Raw genomic sequence first — 16042 nt, 5'->3', positions numbered from 1 at the left:
GGGCCCCGGCCCCCGGCCGGGGCCCTTCCGCGTCGCGCGTCGCTCTCGTCCTTGCTCCCGTCCGTGCCGCCGTCCTCCCGCCGCACCGCTGTTGTGCGGCGGGGGACCGGCCGGTCGGGACCGGCTGTGACCGGGGCCGGCCGGGTGCCCGGGGTCAGCCGGTGTAGGGCTTGACCTCGATGATCTCGACGTTCATCGACTTGCCGTTGGGCAGCTCGTAGCTGCCGCTGTCGCCGATCTTCTTCCCGTTGATCGCGGTGCCGAGCGGCGACGCGGGCGAGTAGACCTCGACGTCGTTGCCGACGTCCTCGCGCGAGCCGAACAGGAACGTCATGGTGTCGTCCTTGTCGCCGTCGAACGCGACCGTGACGATCATGCCCTGGCTCACCACACCGGTGTCCGCGGGTGCCTCGCCGACCTTCGCGTTGTCCAGGAGGCCCTTGAGCTGGCGGATGCGCAGCTCCTGCTTGCCCTGCTCCTCCTTGGCCGCGTGGTAGCCGGCGTTCTCCTTGAGGTCGCCCTCCTGCCGGGCTTCCTCGATCTTGGCGGCCAGCTCGGTACGGCCGGGACCCGACAGGTGCTCCAGCTCGGCGGTGAGCCGGTCGTACGCCTCCTGGGTGAGCCAGGTGACGTTTTCGCTGGTCTGGGTCACGGATGCTCCTCGTCGGTCATGGAACGTGTTCTCGCCCCGGATAAATCAGCGCCCCTTCACCATCCGGGGCCAGGTGCGCCGCCGGCGATGAAGGGACGAAACCCCGAGACTAACAATTTCCCAGGCGGACCGGCACTCATGCGTCCGCTCAGACGATGCGGCAGCCGTCCAGCTCCGCGGTGTTGGGCCGGTCCGTGGTCTGCAGCACCTCGGTGAGCGTCGTGTTCGACACTCCGGCCGGGACGCGGACCTCCTTGCGCCCCACCTCGGCCCCGTCGCCGCCGCGCGAACGCAGCACGCAGACGGCCTCCTTGCCCTTGTCCTTGCGGACCTCGACCTGCACCTCCACGGACCGCTCCGACGTCACCCGATAACTCGGAATACTCGCCGTGACATCGCGGTTGGCCTGGTCGAGACCGATCCATACGGTCCCGGAGACCAGCAGCACCAGGAAGACGACAAAGGCGATCCGCAGCTTGCGGTCCTTGCCCCGCACGGGGGCGCGGCGGCCGTAGCGGTCGCGGGAGAGCGCGGCATCTGAACCGGCCGAACCGGCGGTCTGGGTCACTGGTCCACTCCCGTGCCTCGGTCCGCGGACCGGCGGGTTTCGCCCGGGCCCACTGCTTCGTCCACTATATGACGGGTCTCCGGAGCACAAGGGGGCCGCCTCCGCAGAACCCGGGGGCGCTATCAGGAGGAGCGACTTTTCCCGTGAGTGAGCGGCTGAGGCTGATGGCGGTGCACGCGCACCCCGACGACGAGTCCAGCAAGGGCGCGGCCACCATGGCGCGGTACGTCCGCGAGGGTGCGGAGGTCCTCGTCGTCACCTGTACCGGGGGCGAGCGCGGATCCGTCCTCAACCCCAAGCTCCAGGGCGACCCGGAGATCGAGGCGAACATCGACGAGATCCGCCGCAAGGAGATGGACGCGGCGCGCGAGATCCTGGGCGTCGAGCAGGCGTGGCTGGGCTTCGTCGACTCGGGCCTGCCCGAGGGCGACCCGCTGCCGCCGCTGCCGGACGGCTGCTTCGCCCTGCAGCCGGTCGAGAAGGCCGCGGAACCGCTGGTACGCCTGATGCGCGAGTTCCGCCCGCACGTCGTGACCACGTACGACGAGAACGGCGGCTACCCGCACCCCGACCACATCCAGACCCACAAGGTGAGCGTCGCGGCGTTCGACGCCGCGGGGGACCCGGACGCGTACCGCGAGGCCGGCGAGCCGTGGCAGCCGCTCAAGCTCTACTACAACCAGGGCATTTCGCGGGCCCGCGTGCAGGCCCTGCACGAGGCGATGGTGGCGCGCGGCCTGGAGTCGCCGTACGGCGAATGGCTGGAGCGCTGGGGCGACCGCGACGAGCGCGACATCACGACGCGCGTGCCGTGCGCCGACTACTTCGGGCTGCGCGACCAGGCGCTGATCGCGCACGCGACCCAGGTGGACCCGGACGGCTTCTGGTTCCGGGTGCCGCTGGAGGTTCAGCGGGAGGTCTGGCCCACCGAGGACTACGAGCTGGTGCGTTCGCTGGTCGACACCGACCTGCCCGAGGACGACCTGTTCGCCGGGATCCGGGCCGCCGCGAACGTCTGAGCGACCCGGCGCGGCGCGCCGTCCCCCATACGAGCGACCTGACGGCCGCCCCTCTTTTCTCATGCGCACAAGCGCGTGCGACCCTTGAGGGGCGGCCGTCCGCGTTCGCCCGCCGCATCCGTCGACTGGAGGAACCCCATGACCGACCTCGCCCTGCAGCTTGCCGCGCTGGAGGAGGACAAGGTCACCCCCGGCCTGTTGGGGTTCACCGTCGTCGCGGTCCTGGCGGCGGCGACCTGGCTGCTGCTCCGCTCCATGAACAAGCAGATCCGCCGCGTCAATTTCGAGGAGGCGCCGATCCAACGCGACCTCCCCGTCCAGCGCACCTCCGCCTCCGACGAAACCCCCGACGCCGCCACCCCCGACCCCGAAAACCCCGCCGACGCCGCAGACAACCGCAAGACACAGGACAACGGCGCCAAGTAGGCGGGTGGTCGTCCTGCGAGGATGGCGGTATGAGCAACCGCCTTGCGGGATCGACCTCGCCGTATCTGCTGCAGCACGCGGACAACCCTGTCGACTGGTGGCCTTGGGGGGAGGCGGCGTTCGCGGAGGCGCGGCGGCGGGATGTGCCGATTCTGCTGAGTGTCGGGTACGCGGCGTGCCACTGGTGTCATGTGATGGCGCACGAATCGTTCGAGGACGCGGAGCTTGCGGCGTACCTGAACGAGCACTTCGTGGCCGTCAAGGTCGACCGTGAGGAACGCCCCGACGTCGACGCGGTCTACATGGAGGCCACCACCCGCATGACCGGCCAGGGCGGGTGGCCGATGACGGTGTTCTGCACACCGGACGGCGAGCCGTTCTACTGCGGGACGTACTACCCGCCCGCGCCCCGGCACGGCATGCCGAGTTTTCGGCAGTTGCTGGAGGCCGTCGTCGACGCGTGGCGGGAGCGCCGCGACGACGTGGTGGCGAGCGGTGCCAAGGTGGCGCAGGAGCTGGCCGCCCCGCGCGGCGGGCTGGTGGGGGCGCAGCCCCCGGGCGTCGAGGACCTGGACGCCGCGCTGCGGGCGAGCCTCCGCGACTACGACGAGGCGCGCGGCGGGTTCGGCGGGGCCCCGAAGTTTCCGCCGTCGATGCTGTTGGAGTTCCTGCTGCGGCACCACGCGCGCACCGGTGAGCGGGCCGCGCTCGACATGGTCGAGCACTCCTGCTCGGCGATGGCGCGCGGCGGTATGTACGACCAGCTCGGCGGCGGCTTCGCCCGGTACTCCGTCGATGCGGAATGGATCGTTCCGCACTTCGAGAAGATGCTGTACGACAACGCGCTGCTGATCCGCGTCTACACGCACCTGTGGCGCACCACCGGCTCGGCCTTCGCCCGCCGGATCGCCCTGGAGAGCGCCGACTTCCTGGTCCGCGAACTGCGCACGCCGGAGGGCGGGTTCGCGTCCGCGCTGGACGCCGACAGCTTGGACGCGGCCGGCAAGTCCACGGAGGGCGCCTTCTACGCCTGGACTCCCGACCAGCTCGCCGAGGTGCTCGGGCCGGACGACGGGGCCTGGGCGGCACAGCTGTTCGAGGTCACCGAGACCGGTACGTTCGAGCACGGCATGTCGGTCCTGCAGTTGCTCGCCGACCCTGAGGACCCGGCCCGCTACGAGTCGGTACGCGAGCGGTTGTTCCGCGCCCGCGCCGAACGCAGTCGGCCGGCGCGCGACGACAAGGTGGTGGCGGCCTGGAACGGCCTGGCCATCGCCGCACTGGCCGAGGCCGGCGCGCTGTTCGACCGGCCGGACCTGGTCGAGGCCGCCATCGCGGCGGGCGACCTGCTGGTCAGCGTGCACCTGGGCGCCCCCGGGGCGGCACCCGTGGACACCGCTGCCGAGCACGGCGACGACCACGGCGACGAACACCGGGACGAACTCCGGGGCGAACTCCGGGACGAACTCCGGGACGAAGACAGCGACGACCACGGCCAGGACTGGGGCGATCGGCTGGCGCGTACCTCGCGTGACGGCCGCGCCGGGCCGAACGCGGGTGTCCTGGAGGACTACGCGGACACCGCCGAGGGCTTCCTCGCGCTGTACGCGGTCACCTCGGACGACGTGTGGCTGACCTTCGCGGGTGTCCTGCTCGACGTGGTACTGGGCCATTTCACCGGCGAGAACGGGGAGTTCTTCGACACCGCGGACGACGCCGAGCAGTTGTTCCGGCGCCCGCAGGACCCGACGGACAACGCGACGCCGTCCGGCTGGACCGCGGCGGCGGGCGCGCTGCTGTCGTACGCGGCGTACACCGGCTCCGCCGAGCACCGCGACGCCGCCGGGGTCGCCCTCGGCCTGGTGAGCCCGCTCGGCCGGCAGGCGCCGCGCGCGATCGGCTGGGGTCTCGCGGTGGCCGAGGCGTGGCTCGACGGCCCGCGCGAGATCGCGGTGGTGGGCCCGTTCGACGAAGCGGCGACGCGTGTACTGCGCCGTGTCGCTCTGATGGCGACGGCCCCGGGAGCGGTGGTCGCGGTGGGTGAGCCCGCGGAGGACGGCGGCGGCCCGGTGGCGCTGCTGCGCGACCGTCCGCTGCAGGACGGGCACCCGGCTGCGTACGTGTGCAGGCACTTCGTGTGCCGGGCGCCGACCGGCGACGCGGCGGAACTCGCCGCTCAGGTCGGTAGTCGCGACGCTGGGTAACGCTATGGTTTCGTGACGTAACACCAGAATTCGCATGGCGTACATGCATACTGAGTATCGTGATTCGCATGCATACTGAGTATGCTCTCTCCTGCAGAACCAGCTCTGGGGGATGTCGGCTCATGCGCGGATTCGTGGTGTTCCGGGAAAAGTTGTCACTCGCTCGCAAGGGCACGCCGCCCGCTTGGGCGCTGCTCGCCTTGGCCGCGTCGGTCGTCGTCTACCTCGGGGTGCGGGGCCTGACCAAGCCGTCGATGGTCGACCTGGTGGTCTACCGCGCCGAAGGTGCCGCGGTCGCGGCCGGCGTCGACCTGTACGGCCCGCTGGCCACGCCGCACAACCTGCCCGCGACCTATCCGCCGTTCGCCGCACTGCTGTTCACCGTGCTGATCCTGCCGCCGTACGAGGCCCTCCGGCTCACCGTGATCGGCCTCAACATCGCGCTGCTGCTCGTGGTGGCCCTGCTCTCCTGCCGCCTAGCCGGCATCGACGGCCGCCGCCGCACCACCGTCGCCGTGGTCGTCACCGCCGTCGGCATGTGGGCCGAACCGGTCTTCACCACCTTCCGCTACGGCCAGATCAACCTGCTCCTGCTCGCGCTGGTCCTCGCCGACTTCACCCGCCCCGCCACCGCCCGCACACGCGGGTTCGCGCTGGGCATCGCCGCCGGAATGAAGGTGACACCCGGCATCTTCGTGCTCTACCTGCTGCTGACCCGCAGGTTCCGCGAAGCCGCCGTCGCCACCGTCACGTTCGCCGCCACAGTCCTGGTCGGCGTACTGGCCCTGCCCGACGCGAGCCGCCGCTTCTGGGGCGAACTGGTCTGGGACGCCAACCGCGTGGGCCGCCTGGAGAACGCGGCCAACCAGTCGATCCGCGGCCTGGTCGTGCGCATCACGCACACCCGCGAGCCCGACAAGGCGTGGTTCCTGCTGGTCGCCGTCGTCGCGGTGGCCGGGCTGGCGTGCGCGGTCTTCGCCCATCGCCGGCTGGGGGACCGGTGGGGCCTGCCGGTGTGCGCGATGACCGGTCTGCTGATGGCTCCTATCGCGTGGACCCACCACTGGGTGTGGTGCGTACCGATCGCCGTACTGCTGTGGGCCGATGCCCGTCGTGCCCTGGCCGCCGTCGCGGTCTTCTGGACCTTCGCGGTCTGGGCGGTTCCGCATGTGCCTTATGTGGAACTGGACTTCGCGCCCTGGCAGACCGTGCTCTCGGCCTGGTACATCCTGTTCGGTCTCGGCTTCCTGGCGTTCGCCGCGTGGCAGGCGCGGCGGGCGGCCCGGCCGGCCGCCGCGGTCCTTGTGCCACGGCGGTCGGCCGCGCCGGTGAGCGGCAGCCGCGCGCCCTGACCGCCGCCGCGCACCGCGGTTGTGTGTGCCCGGACCGCCGCGTACCACGGCCGTATGCGGCCATGGCCGTCGCCGCACCCCGCGGCGGCCCGTCCGCTACATCGTGTGCAGGCCCGACGCGAGGAAGCGGAGCGCCTCGTCGACCACCTCGACCGGGTCGCGGACGAAGCCGTTTTCCGCCCACAGCAGCATCGACTCGTTGAGCACCCCGACGACCGTCGCCGCCGCGTACCGCGGCTGCGGGTCGTCGGGGTCCCGTCCGGAACGCTCCGCGAACACCTCGGCCATCATCCGCATCGTCTCGCGCTGCTGGTGGTACGAGCGGGCCTGCACGGCCGGCTCGGCCACCGCGAGGCGCATCCGGATCTCCATCTCCGCGCGGCCGTCGTCCATCATCGCCCGCAGCGGTCCCAGAACGGCCTGCCGAACCGTTTCGACAATCGGCGTGCCGGGCGCCACCGCGCGCAGCGCCTGCATGATCGCCGGGTCGTACTCGTCCGTCAGCACGACGTCTTCCTTGGTCGGGAAGTACCGGAAGAACGTGCTGGGCGACACCTCGGCCGCGTCGGCGATCTGGTCGACCGTGGTCGCGTCGTACCCCTGCTCGCGGAAGAGCCGGTACGCCTCGCGCCGGATCGCCTCGCGGGTCCGCCGCTTCTTGCGCTCGCGCAGGCCGAGCGGGGGTTCCGGGAGTACGGAGGACTGTGGCGGGCCGGCCTTCGAGGTCATGGACGCCATTGTCGGGCAGCGCCCCCGCCGCCCGGAACACGAGCGGGGGCGCACCTCCCGTGTCATGCCGATGCCACAGGCGTCGGACCCGCGGCACCGTCGGCCGCACGGTCCGGCCGCGCCCCCCGCGCCGCTTCCCCTGTTCCTTCTTCCTCTGTCCCTTCTTCCTCTGTCCCTTCCCCCGTCGCGACCGCGGCCCGGCGCCCCGGCAGGAACGCCGCGACCAGCAGCGCGACCACGACCGACACTCCGCCGCACACCAGCAGGACCAGGTCCATGCCGTGCACGAACGCGGACTGCGCGTCCGCGAGCAGCGCGGTGTCGCCGGTGCGCGACGCGACCTGCGCCGCCGCGGCCACCGAGTCGTCCGCCGGACCGACCGCGTCGAGCCGGTCGCTGTACGCGGCGGCGAGCAGGCTGCCGAGCAGCGCGATGCCCAGCGCGCCGCCGACCTGCCGCATGCTCTGCAGCAGGGCCGACCCGACCCCGGCACGCTCCGGCGCGATGGTCGCCATCACCGCGTCCGTGGCCGGCACCAGTGACAGGCCGAGTCCGAATCCGGCGAGCGTCAGCCACAGGGCGATCAGGCCGTATCCGTCGGACGCGCTGCCCGTCGAGCCCAGCAGCACGGCACCGCCGAGCAGCAGCAGGCCGGCCGGGATGACCACCCGGAACCCGAGGTGGGGGACGAGCCGGTCGCTGAGCACCGCGGCGACCAGCAACCCGCCCATCAACGGGACGAGGCGGATGCCGGTGCCCAGCGCGTCGAACCCGTCGACGGACGCGAACCGCTGCGGCAGCACGAACAACACGCCGCCCATCACGAACGACGGAACCACCGCGGCCGTCGAGCCCCACAGGAAGTGCCGGTCGCGGAAGAGCCCGAAGTCGATCATCGGTGTCCGCGAGCGCGTCTCGCGCAGGACCAGGGCCGCGAGCAGCAGGACCCCGGACGCCGCGAGCACCAGGACGACGGGGTCGACCCAGCCGCGGCGCGGCGCCTCGATGACGCCGAAGACCAGCGCCGCGAGCCCGACGGCGCCGAACACCGAGGCCGGGACGTCGATGCGTCCGGCGTGCGGGTCGCGCGACTCCGGCAGCAGCAGCGCGCACGCGATGCCGGCGAGGACCACGAACGGCACGTTGAGCAGGAACACCGAGCCCCACCAGAAGTGCTGGAGCAGCAGGCCGCCGAGGATCGGCCCGAGCGGCATGCCGAGCGCCATGCCCGCCGCCCACAGCGAGATCGCCCGCGAGCGCTCCTCGGCCGGGAACAGGCTCGGCAGGATCGACATCGACAGGGGCATGATCAGCGCCCCGCCGATCCCCATGAGCGCCCGCGCCGCGACGACCATGCCCACCGAGTCGGCGAACGTGCCCAGCAGCGAGGCCGCCCCGAAGAGGCCCAGCCCGACCAGGATCAGCTTCTTGCGCCCGAACCGGTCGCCGAGCAGGCCCGCGGGCAGCAGCAGCGCCGCGAAGACGATCGTGTACGCGTCCACGATCCACTGCAGGTCGCCGGTGTCCGCCCCCAGCTCCGTCGCCATCGTCGGCAGCGCGACGTTGAGGATCGTCATATCGAAGCCGAGCACCAGTACGCCCATGACCAGCGCGCCGAGGGCCCACCACCGGCGGGGGGCCGCCGTCGTCGTGTCCATGTCCACCCCTTGGTAGTAGCTGTTAAATGACAGTAGCTATCAAAAGATTTCAACTGTCAAGAGAGTGCTACTGTCATTAAGCACCTCGGTCTGCTCTCCGGGCAGGGGCCCAGCACGCAAAAACGGCCGAGGCCCGCATCCCTGGGGATGCGGGCCTCGGCACGAAGTGTGTCCGGCGTGTCAGGAGGTGTGGCGAAAGTACGTGCGTCGGGTGGGGGTTCGCCTGCCGGTTGCCGGCTGCCGGCTGCGGGCCTGCGGGGCAGTGCCTACTGGGTGTACGCCACCAGCGAGACGCCCACGTAGTGGGCGGTGAACGCCGCGAGCGTGAACGCGTGGAAGACCTCGTGGAAGCCGAACCAGTGCGGCGAGGGGTCCGGGCGCTTGAGCCCGTACACGACGGCGCCGAGGCTGTAGAGCAGGCCGCCCGTCACCACCAGCACCAGGACCGCGACCCCGCCCTCGCGCAGGAAGTCGGGGATGTAGAAGACGGCGGCCCATCCGAGCGCGACGTACACGGGTGTGTAGAGCCAGCGTGGTGCGCCGATCCAGAAGACCCGAAAGCAGATGCCCGCGAGGGCACCGCCCCAGACCACGAACAGCAGCGGCGAGTCGACGCCGAAGAGCAGGATCGAGAAGGGCGTGTAGGTGCCCGCGATGATCAGGAAGATGTTCGCGTGGTCGAGGCGCCGCAGCACGGCCTCGCCGCGCGGGCCCCAGTTGCCCCGGTGGTACAGACCCGAGGTGCCGAAGAGCATCGCGGCGGTCAGTGCGAACACCGCGCACGCCAGCCTGGCCTTCGTGGTGTCGGCCACGGCCACCAGAACGATCCCGCCGGCCACGGCCAGCGGGAAGGTCCCCAGGTGAAGCCAACCGCGTAGTTTGGGTTTGACGGCGGGGCCGTCGGGCGCGAGGGCGTGTACGTCCACACTCATGCGGGAAGTGTACTTACGGGGACGTAGGTTACCTGTTGGTAGGACGTGAAACTCATCACGGAATATCCGCGCCGAACCGGGGTTCTCGCGCCGATCTTTGGGTCATCCGCCCGTTTTGGGGGCACAACTTCCCGGCCGGGGCCCTCCCGCCCGATCCCCCGTGTGGGTGACCGCGTTAAAATCCCCGCAACCCTCAACCCCGACGCCGGGGGCTCGCCGTCCCCGGCGCGAAATGGAGCGATCGTGGCGTACGAGGCCCTTGGCCTGGACAAGGCCCCGACGAAACACAGTCAGCTGATCGAATGGGTGCGCGAGATCGCCGAGCTCACCCAGCCGGACCGGATCGAATGGTGCGACGGTTCCGAGGCGGAGTACCAGCGCCTCGCGGACCTGCTCGTCGAAAAGGGCACGTTCAAGAAGCTCGACGATGTGAAGCGTCCCAACAGCTACTACGCCGCGTCCGACCCTCGGGACGTAGCGCGCGTGGAGGACCGCACCTACATCTGCTCGGAGAAGCAGGAGGACGCCGGTCCCACGAACAACTGGGTCGCCCCGGCCGAGATGCGCGCCAAGTTCGGCGGGCTGTTCAAGGGCTCCATGAAGGGCCGCACGATGTACGTCGTGCCGTTCTGCATGGGTCCCCTCGGCTCGCCGCTCGCCGCCTACGGCGTCGAGATCACCGACTCGGCGTACGTCGCCGTCTCCATGCGCACCATGACCCGCATGGGTCAGCCGGTGCTCGACATCCTCGGTACCGACGGCGACTTCGTGAAGGCGGTGCACACCCTCGGTGCCCCGCTGGAGCCGGGTCAGGCGGACGTCCCGTGGCCGTGCAACGAAACCAAGTACATCTCGCACTTCCCCGAGGACCGGGAGATCTGGTCCTACGGCTCCGGCTACGGCGGCAACGCCCTGCTGGGCAAGAAGTGCTACGCGCTCCGCATCGCCTCGGTCATGGCCCGCGACGAGGGCTGGATGGCCGAGCACATGCTCATCCTCAAGCTCACGCCGCCGTCCGGCGCCGAGCCGAAGTACGTCGCCGCGGCCTTCCCGTCCGCATGCGGCAAGACCAACCTCGCGATGCTCCAGCCCACGGTCCCGGGCTGGAAGGTCGAGACGATCGGCGACGACATCGCGTGGATGCGCTTCGGCGCGGACGGCCGCCTGTACGCGATCAACCCGGAGGCCGGCTTCTTCGGTGTCGCACCCGGCACCGGCGAGGAGACCAACGCCAACGCGATCAAGACCCTGTGGGGCAATTCGGTCTTCACCAACGTCGCGCTGACCGACGACGGCGACGTGTGGTGGGAGGGCATGACCGACGAGGCGCCCGCACACCTGACCGACTGGAAGGGCAACGACTGGACGCCGGACTCGGAGACGCCGGCGGCGCACCCGAACGCCCGCTTCACCGTCCCCGCGTCGCAGTGCCCGACCATCGCCCCCGAGTGGGAGGACCCGGCGGGTGTGCCGATCTCGGCCATCCTGTTCGGCGGCCGCCGCGCGAGCGCGGTCCCGCTGGTCACCGAGTCCTTCGACTGGCAGCACGGCGTCTTCCTCGGGGCCAACGTGGCCTCCGAGAAGACCGCCGCGGCCGAGGGCACCGTCGGCGAGCTGCGCCGCGACCCGTTCGCGATGCTGCCGTTCTGCGGCTACAACATGGGCGACTACATGGCCCACTGGCTGGAGATCGGCAAGGCGACCGACGCGTCGAAGCTGCCGAAGATCTACTACGTGAACTGGTTCCGCAAGGACTCGGACGGCAAGTTCGTCTGGCCGGGCTTCGGCGAGAACAGCCGCGTGCTCAAGTGGATCGTCGAGCGCCTCGAGGGCATCGCGGACGGCGTCGAGACGCCGATCGGCGTCCTGCCCACCCAGGACTCCCTGGACCTGAAGGGCCTGGAGCTGACCGACGCCGAGCTCGAACTGCTGCTCACCGTCGACCGCGAGATCTGGAAGCAGGAGGCCGCGCTGGTCCCCGAGCACCTGGAGAAGTTCGGCGAGCACACGCCGCAGGAGCTGTGGGACGAGTACAACGCGCTGGTCTCGCGCCTGGAGGCGTGACGTACCCCTCGCGGCGTACGGCCTCCGGGTCCGTGTGAGGTACGCGCCCTGAGCGCGCCCGGGAAGCCGGGTGCGCGAGGGGCCGGATGTGTGAGACGGCTCCGCCGGAATACCCGGCGGGGCCGTTTCGCTTGCATGACACGCGGAGTCTTCACCGACTCTTCACGCCGCTCGGCGTTCGGGTGATTCCCGCTGGTCCGGTTGCGGGAGTAGGGTTTCCGGCGCGGGTGATCCACAGGACGGAGGAGCGGCAGGTGGACATGAGCCTGCGGGACCTCGTCTACGGCGCCTACGGGCGGCGCATCGAGACCTCGCTCGACCCCACCGACGTACCGCGCCACGTGGGCGTGATCCTGGACGGCAACCGGCGTTGGGCCAAGGCGTACGGCGAGCAGCCGGCCGAGGGCCACCGCAAGGGCGCCGACAAGATCCACGAGCTGCTCGGCTGGTGCGAGGAGGTCGGTGTCGAGGTCGTCACGCTGTGGCTGCTGTCCACCGACAACCTCAACCGGCCGCCGGAAGAGCTCGCCGATCTCATGGAGATCATCGAGAACGCGGTGCGCGACCTGGCTGCGACCCGCCGCTGGCGCGTGCACCCGGTGGGCGCCCTCGACCTGCTGCCCGAGCACACCGCGACGGTCCTCAAGGAGTCCGAGGCGGCGACGTCCGACATCAAGGGCGTGCTGGTCAACGTCGCGGTCGGGTACGGCGGCCGCCGCGAGATCGCCGACGCCGTCCGCTCGCTGCTCCAGGAGCACGCCGAGCGCGGCACCTCGATCGCGGAACTGGCCGAGGTGCTCGACGTCGAGCACATCTCCGAACACATGTACACGCGCGGGCAGCCGGATCCCGACCTGGTGATCCGCACATCGGGTGAACAACGGCTGTCCGGATTCCTCCTGTGGCAGAGCGCGCACTCGGAGTTCTACTTCTGCGAAGCGTTCTGGCCGGACTTCCGCAAGGTCGACTTCCTGCGCGCACTGCGCGACTACGCGGCGCGCCACCGCCGTTACGGTGCCTGAACTTTCCCGGCGGCCAAACGTTACGGCAGCAAATTCGGTGGCTGATACCCCGTCTGTTGCGAACATGAACGCGCGGCAAATGATCGCCCAGATTGTGTTGCGACGCATCCAGTAGGGAATAACCTCGCCAGACCTGGCGGCCACCCGCCGGGTGTCGCAACACAGGTGACCCCCCGTCACCTGCCAGGGAGGCCCTTCCGTGCGGATACTGCACCACTGTCCACGGCGACAGGAGGGCCAGGCACCCGGCCCTCGGGCCCGGTCCTGGACTCCGAGCGATCAGGGCGTACGGTGCGCGCGCCCTGAAAGGGGGCGAGGCATTCCGTGGCCACGAACCAACGCCGTGCTCCGCAGCGCCGCACGTACGTCCTTGACACCAGCGTGCTGCTTGCGGACCCCGCCGCATTCCTGCGGTTCGACGAGCACGAAGTGGTCCTGCCCGTCATTGTGATCACCGAGCTCGAAGCCAAAAGGCATCACCCCGAGCTCGGCTATTTCGCCCGTCACGCATTGCGCAGTCTGGATGAACTGCGCACGAGGCACGGCCGCCTCGACGCGCCGATCCCCATCGGGGAAGCCGGCGGAACGCTGCGGGTGGAGTTGAATCACATCGACGCGACCGTCCTTCCGCCCGGATTCCGGCTGGGCGACAACGATTCGCGGATTCTGGCGGTGTCCCGGCACCTCCAGGCGGAAGGCCACGACGTCACGCTCGTGTCCAAGGATGTGCCCATGCGGGTGAAGGCATCGGCGATGGGTCTCAACGCCGAGGAGTACCTCGCCGAGCTGGTCAGCACGTCCGGGTGGACCGGCATGGCCGAACTCCAGGTAGCCGCCCAGGACATCGACGATCTGTTCGAGCACGAGCGCGTGCAGATCGAGGAAGCGGCCGATCTGCCGTGCCACACCGGCCTGGTGCTGGTCAGCGAGCGCGGCAAGGCGCTCGGGCGGGTCACCGCCGACAAGCAGGTGCGCCTGGTACGCGGCGACCGCGAGGTGTTCGGCCTGCACGGCCGCAGCGCCGAACAGCGCATCGCCCTGGACCTGTTGCTCGACCCGGAGATCGGCATCGTCTCGCTGGGCGGCCGGGCCGGCACCGGCAAGTCGGCACTGGCGATGTGCGCCGGGCTCGAAGCCGTGCTCGAACGCCGCCAGCACCGCAAGGTGATGGTCTTCCGCCCGCTGTACGCGGTGGGCGGCCAGGAGCTCGGCTACCTGCCCGGCACCGAGAACGAGAAGATGAGCCCCTGGGCGCAGGCGGTGTTCGACACGCTGTCCGCCGTCACCACCGCCGACGTCATCGAGGAGGTCGTCGGGCGCGGCATGTTGGAGGTCCTGCCGCTCACCCACATCCGCGGCCGTTCGCTGCACGACGCGTTCGTCATCGTCGACGAGGCGCAGTCGCTGGAGCGCAACGTCCTGCTGACGGTGCTCTCGCGGGTCGGCAGCAACTCGCGCGTGGTGCTGACGCACGACGTGGCGCAGCGCGACAACCTGCGCGTGGGGCGGCACGACGGCGTGGTCGCGGTGGTCGAAAAGCTCAAGGGGCACCCGCTGTTCGCGCACGTGACCCTGAGCCGCTCGGAGCGCTCGCCGATCGCGGCGCTGGTCACCGAGATGCTGGAGGACCTGCCCGCCTAGTCCTGCCCAACTGGTGACGCGGCGCTCCGCCGCTCGTTTGTCCACAGGTCCGGGGACACCCGTCGAGGGTGTCCCCGGACCTGTGCGCACGTCCCCGGCGGAACAGGACGAAAGTCCCGGTTCGCTATGACGTATGCCTTGTTGGGGAGTTGACGGCGCCTTTATCCGCGTCCGTGCGACGCTGTCCGCGCCGCTTCGCGAGGGGCCGAAACGAATGAGCGTAATCCGCGCCGGAAGTCCCGTGCGACGGAACCAATTTGTTGCCCCGCTCGTGGCCGGTGTGACTTTCGACACGTGCACGAAAATTGCCTTCGCGCGTCGCCCTGAGGCAGGCTCGTTGACTTGTAGGACCCCGCGTACGGCTGGGTGGGTCTCCCGACAGGGCGACGCACCGGCGAGATTTCGCCGCAAAGCTCACGCAAGCGAGTAGTCCGGCGCCGTACGCCGCCCGCAACAACGGGCCGCCCCTCACCGGGTGGACCCGGGCCAGTGCCTCCCGTGACCAGCACGAACGGGGAGGCCAGCGACAGGGGTGAGGCACGTCTGCCGCCGTCAGGCTGCGGACGACTGCGGAAGGAAATTGTGTGAGCCGGGTTTCGGTCCGGGGGATAGCCGTGGCCTCTGCCACGGCCGTGACGGCGGTCGGCGCTGTCGTCGGTATCACGGGTACCGGTGCGTCCACCTCCAACGCCCAGACGGTCGACACCGCGAGCAGCACGACGAAGCTGCTTGACGTGCCGGGCACCGCCCAGGCGCAGCAGGTCAGCACCGGTGTTCTTCAGCAGGCGGACGCACAGACCGCCGCATACGACGAGGCCCAGCGCTTCCAGGCGGCCGAGGCCGCCCGCATCCAGGCCGAGCAGAAGGCCGCCGCCGACAAGGCTGCTGCCGACAAGGCCGCCGCGGAGAAGGCTGCCGCGGAAAAGGCCGCCGCCGCGAAGGCAGCGGCCGACAAGAAGGCTGCCGAAGAGCGCGCCGAAGAGGCCGCGAGCCGTTCCGAGACCCGCACGCCGGTCACCACGGGTGACCCGAAGGCGATCGCGCGGTCGATGATGAACGCGACGCAGTTCCAGTGCTTCAGCAACATCGTGCAGAAGGAGAGCGGCTGGCGCGTCACCGCGACCAACCCGTCCTCCGGCGCGTACGGCCTGGTCCAGGCCCTGCCCGGGTCCAAGATGGCCTCGGCCGGCGCGGACTGGCGCACCAACCCCGCGACCCAGATCAAGTGGGGCCTGAACTACATGAACAGCCGCTACGGCAGCCCCTGTGGCGCCTGGTCGTTCTGGCAGTCGCACCACTGGTACTGAGCCGACCGGGGCCGACCGCGGCCCCCAGAAGCCACGAAGAGCCCTGCCCGCGCCTCTCTGAGGCCCGGGCAGGGCTCTTCGCACATCCGACCTTGGGGAGCGCTTGTCGGCGCGTCTGCGCGCGCTCGTACGTGCGCCTCGGCGCTTCGCAGCGCCGGAGATCCGCCTGATGCTTCTCCGGTGGTGCTTCTTCGGTTCTACTTCGCTGGCCCGGGGGTGGTGACCAGCGCACCGCCCGGACCGGGTGAGGCGTACGCGCCGGGGAAGGACCCGAGGCGCACGAAAGCCTTGATACCCGGACCGGTACGGAGCAAACCAGGCGCAACCCGCCGGATCCTGCCGGATGCCCCCCGCGACGCCGACGGGGCCCGCGGGGTCCCGTCGGGTGCCGCGGGCCCCCCCCCGGGGTCTCTGCCTGCCGTACGGTCCGCCCCACCCTCGCCGGGCGGGCGCCCCGCGCCGGCGCTC

13 protein-coding genes are annotated in these 16042 nt (G+C 70.5%); 8 read left to right on the top strand and 5 right to left on the bottom strand.

Features of this window, described 5'->3' with window-relative positions; genetic code table 11:
• Nucleotides 1–154 precede the first annotated feature (154 nt).
• Together greA and AB0C36_RS39680 are read right to left on the bottom strand one after the other, a co-directional pair.
• Nucleotides 155–652 (bottom strand): transcription elongation factor GreA, encoded by a 498-nt coding sequence (greA, locus tag AB0C36_RS39685; RefSeq protein WP_358363807.1) that lies wholly within the window; start codon nucleotides 650–652, stop codon nucleotides 155–157.
• Nucleotides 653–800: 148 nt separating this feature from the next.
• Nucleotides 801–1220, bottom strand: coding sequence for a DUF4307 domain-containing protein (locus AB0C36_RS39680; RefSeq protein ID WP_358363805.1), 420 nt, complete (start codon nucleotides 1218–1220; stop codon nucleotides 801–803).
• Between the two features lie 143 nt (nucleotides 1221–1363).
• On the opposite strand from AB0C36_RS39680, the gene mca reads away from it, so the two are divergent.
• From mca to AB0C36_RS39660, 4 genes are all read left to right on the top strand, one after another.
• A complete protein-coding gene (gene mca / locus AB0C36_RS39675; RefSeq protein ID WP_358363803.1) occupies nucleotides 1364–2239 on the top strand; it encodes a mycothiol conjugate amidase Mca in 876 nt (291 codons plus the stop codon).
• Nucleotides 2240–2377: 138 nt separating this feature from the next.
• The gene (locus tag AB0C36_RS39670; protein ID WP_358363802.1) at nucleotides 2378–2665 is read left to right on the top strand and encodes a hypothetical protein; all 288 of its coding nucleotides are present in this window, start codon (nucleotides 2378–2380) and stop codon (nucleotides 2663–2665) included.
• Nucleotides 2666–2694: 29 nt separating this feature from the next.
• The gene (locus AB0C36_RS39665; protein WP_358363801.1) at nucleotides 2695–4869 is read left to right on the top strand and encodes a thioredoxin domain-containing protein; all 2175 of its coding nucleotides are present in this window, start codon (nucleotides 2695–2697) and stop codon (nucleotides 4867–4869) included.
• 122 nt (nucleotides 4870–4991) lie between these two features.
• Complete coding sequence (locus tag AB0C36_RS39660; RefSeq protein ID WP_358363799.1) at nucleotides 4992–6221, top strand: glycosyltransferase 87 family protein; 1230 nt, start codon at nucleotides 4992–4994, stop codon at nucleotides 6219–6221.
• Nucleotides 6222–6317: 96 nt separating this feature from the next.
• Here the strand turns inward: AB0C36_RS39660 and AB0C36_RS39655 are convergent, their stop codons facing one another.
• The 3 genes from AB0C36_RS39655 to trhA form a co-directional block, all read right to left on the bottom strand.
• Nucleotides 6318–6950, bottom strand: a complete 633-nt coding sequence (locus AB0C36_RS39655) for an acyl-CoA-like ligand-binding transcription factor (protein ID WP_358363797.1) — start codon at nucleotides 6948–6950, stop codon at nucleotides 6318–6320.
• A gap of 62 nt (nucleotides 6951–7012) precedes the next feature.
• On the bottom strand, nucleotides 7013–8608 hold the full coding sequence (locus tag AB0C36_RS39650; protein WP_358363796.1) for an MFS transporter: 1596 nt from the start codon (nucleotides 8606–8608) through the stop codon (nucleotides 7013–7015).
• 266 nt (nucleotides 8609–8874) lie between these two features.
• Nucleotides 8875–9540, bottom strand: a complete 666-nt coding sequence (gene trhA / locus AB0C36_RS39645; protein ID WP_358363795.1) for a PAQR family membrane homeostasis protein TrhA — start codon at nucleotides 9538–9540, stop codon at nucleotides 8875–8877.
• A 240-nt stretch (nucleotides 9541–9780) separates the two neighbouring features.
• On the opposite strand from trhA, the gene AB0C36_RS39640 reads away from it, so the two are divergent.
• From AB0C36_RS39640 to AB0C36_RS39625, 4 genes are all read left to right on the top strand, one after another.
• Nucleotides 9781–11604: a phosphoenolpyruvate carboxykinase (GTP) gene (locus AB0C36_RS39640; RefSeq protein ID WP_435839210.1), complete on the top strand. Its 1824-nt coding sequence runs from the start codon at nucleotides 9781–9783 to the stop codon at nucleotides 11602–11604.
• 260 nt (nucleotides 11605–11864) lie between these two features.
• Entirely contained in the window at nucleotides 11865–12626 is a 762-nt protein-coding gene (locus AB0C36_RS39635; protein ID WP_358363791.1) for an isoprenyl transferase, read from the top strand.
• Between the two features lie 324 nt (nucleotides 12627–12950).
• Nucleotides 12951–14267, top strand: a complete 1317-nt coding sequence (phoH2, locus tag AB0C36_RS39630) for an RNA 5'-3' helicase PhoH2 (protein WP_358363789.1) — start codon at nucleotides 12951–12953, stop codon at nucleotides 14265–14267.
• A 584-nt stretch (nucleotides 14268–14851) separates the two neighbouring features.
• Nucleotides 14852–15574 (top strand): aggregation-promoting factor C-terminal-like domain-containing protein, encoded by a 723-nt coding sequence (locus tag AB0C36_RS39625; protein ID WP_450100568.1) that lies wholly within the window; start codon nucleotides 14852–14854, stop codon nucleotides 15572–15574.
• Nucleotides 15575–16042 lie beyond the last annotated feature (468 nt).

The sequence above is a fragment of the Streptodolium elevatio genome (assembly GCF_040649515.1).
GTDB lineage: Bacteria > Actinomycetota > Actinomycetes > Streptomycetales > Streptomycetaceae > Yinghuangia > Yinghuangia elevatio.
This window is presented reverse-complemented; position numbering and strand designations above follow the sequence as displayed.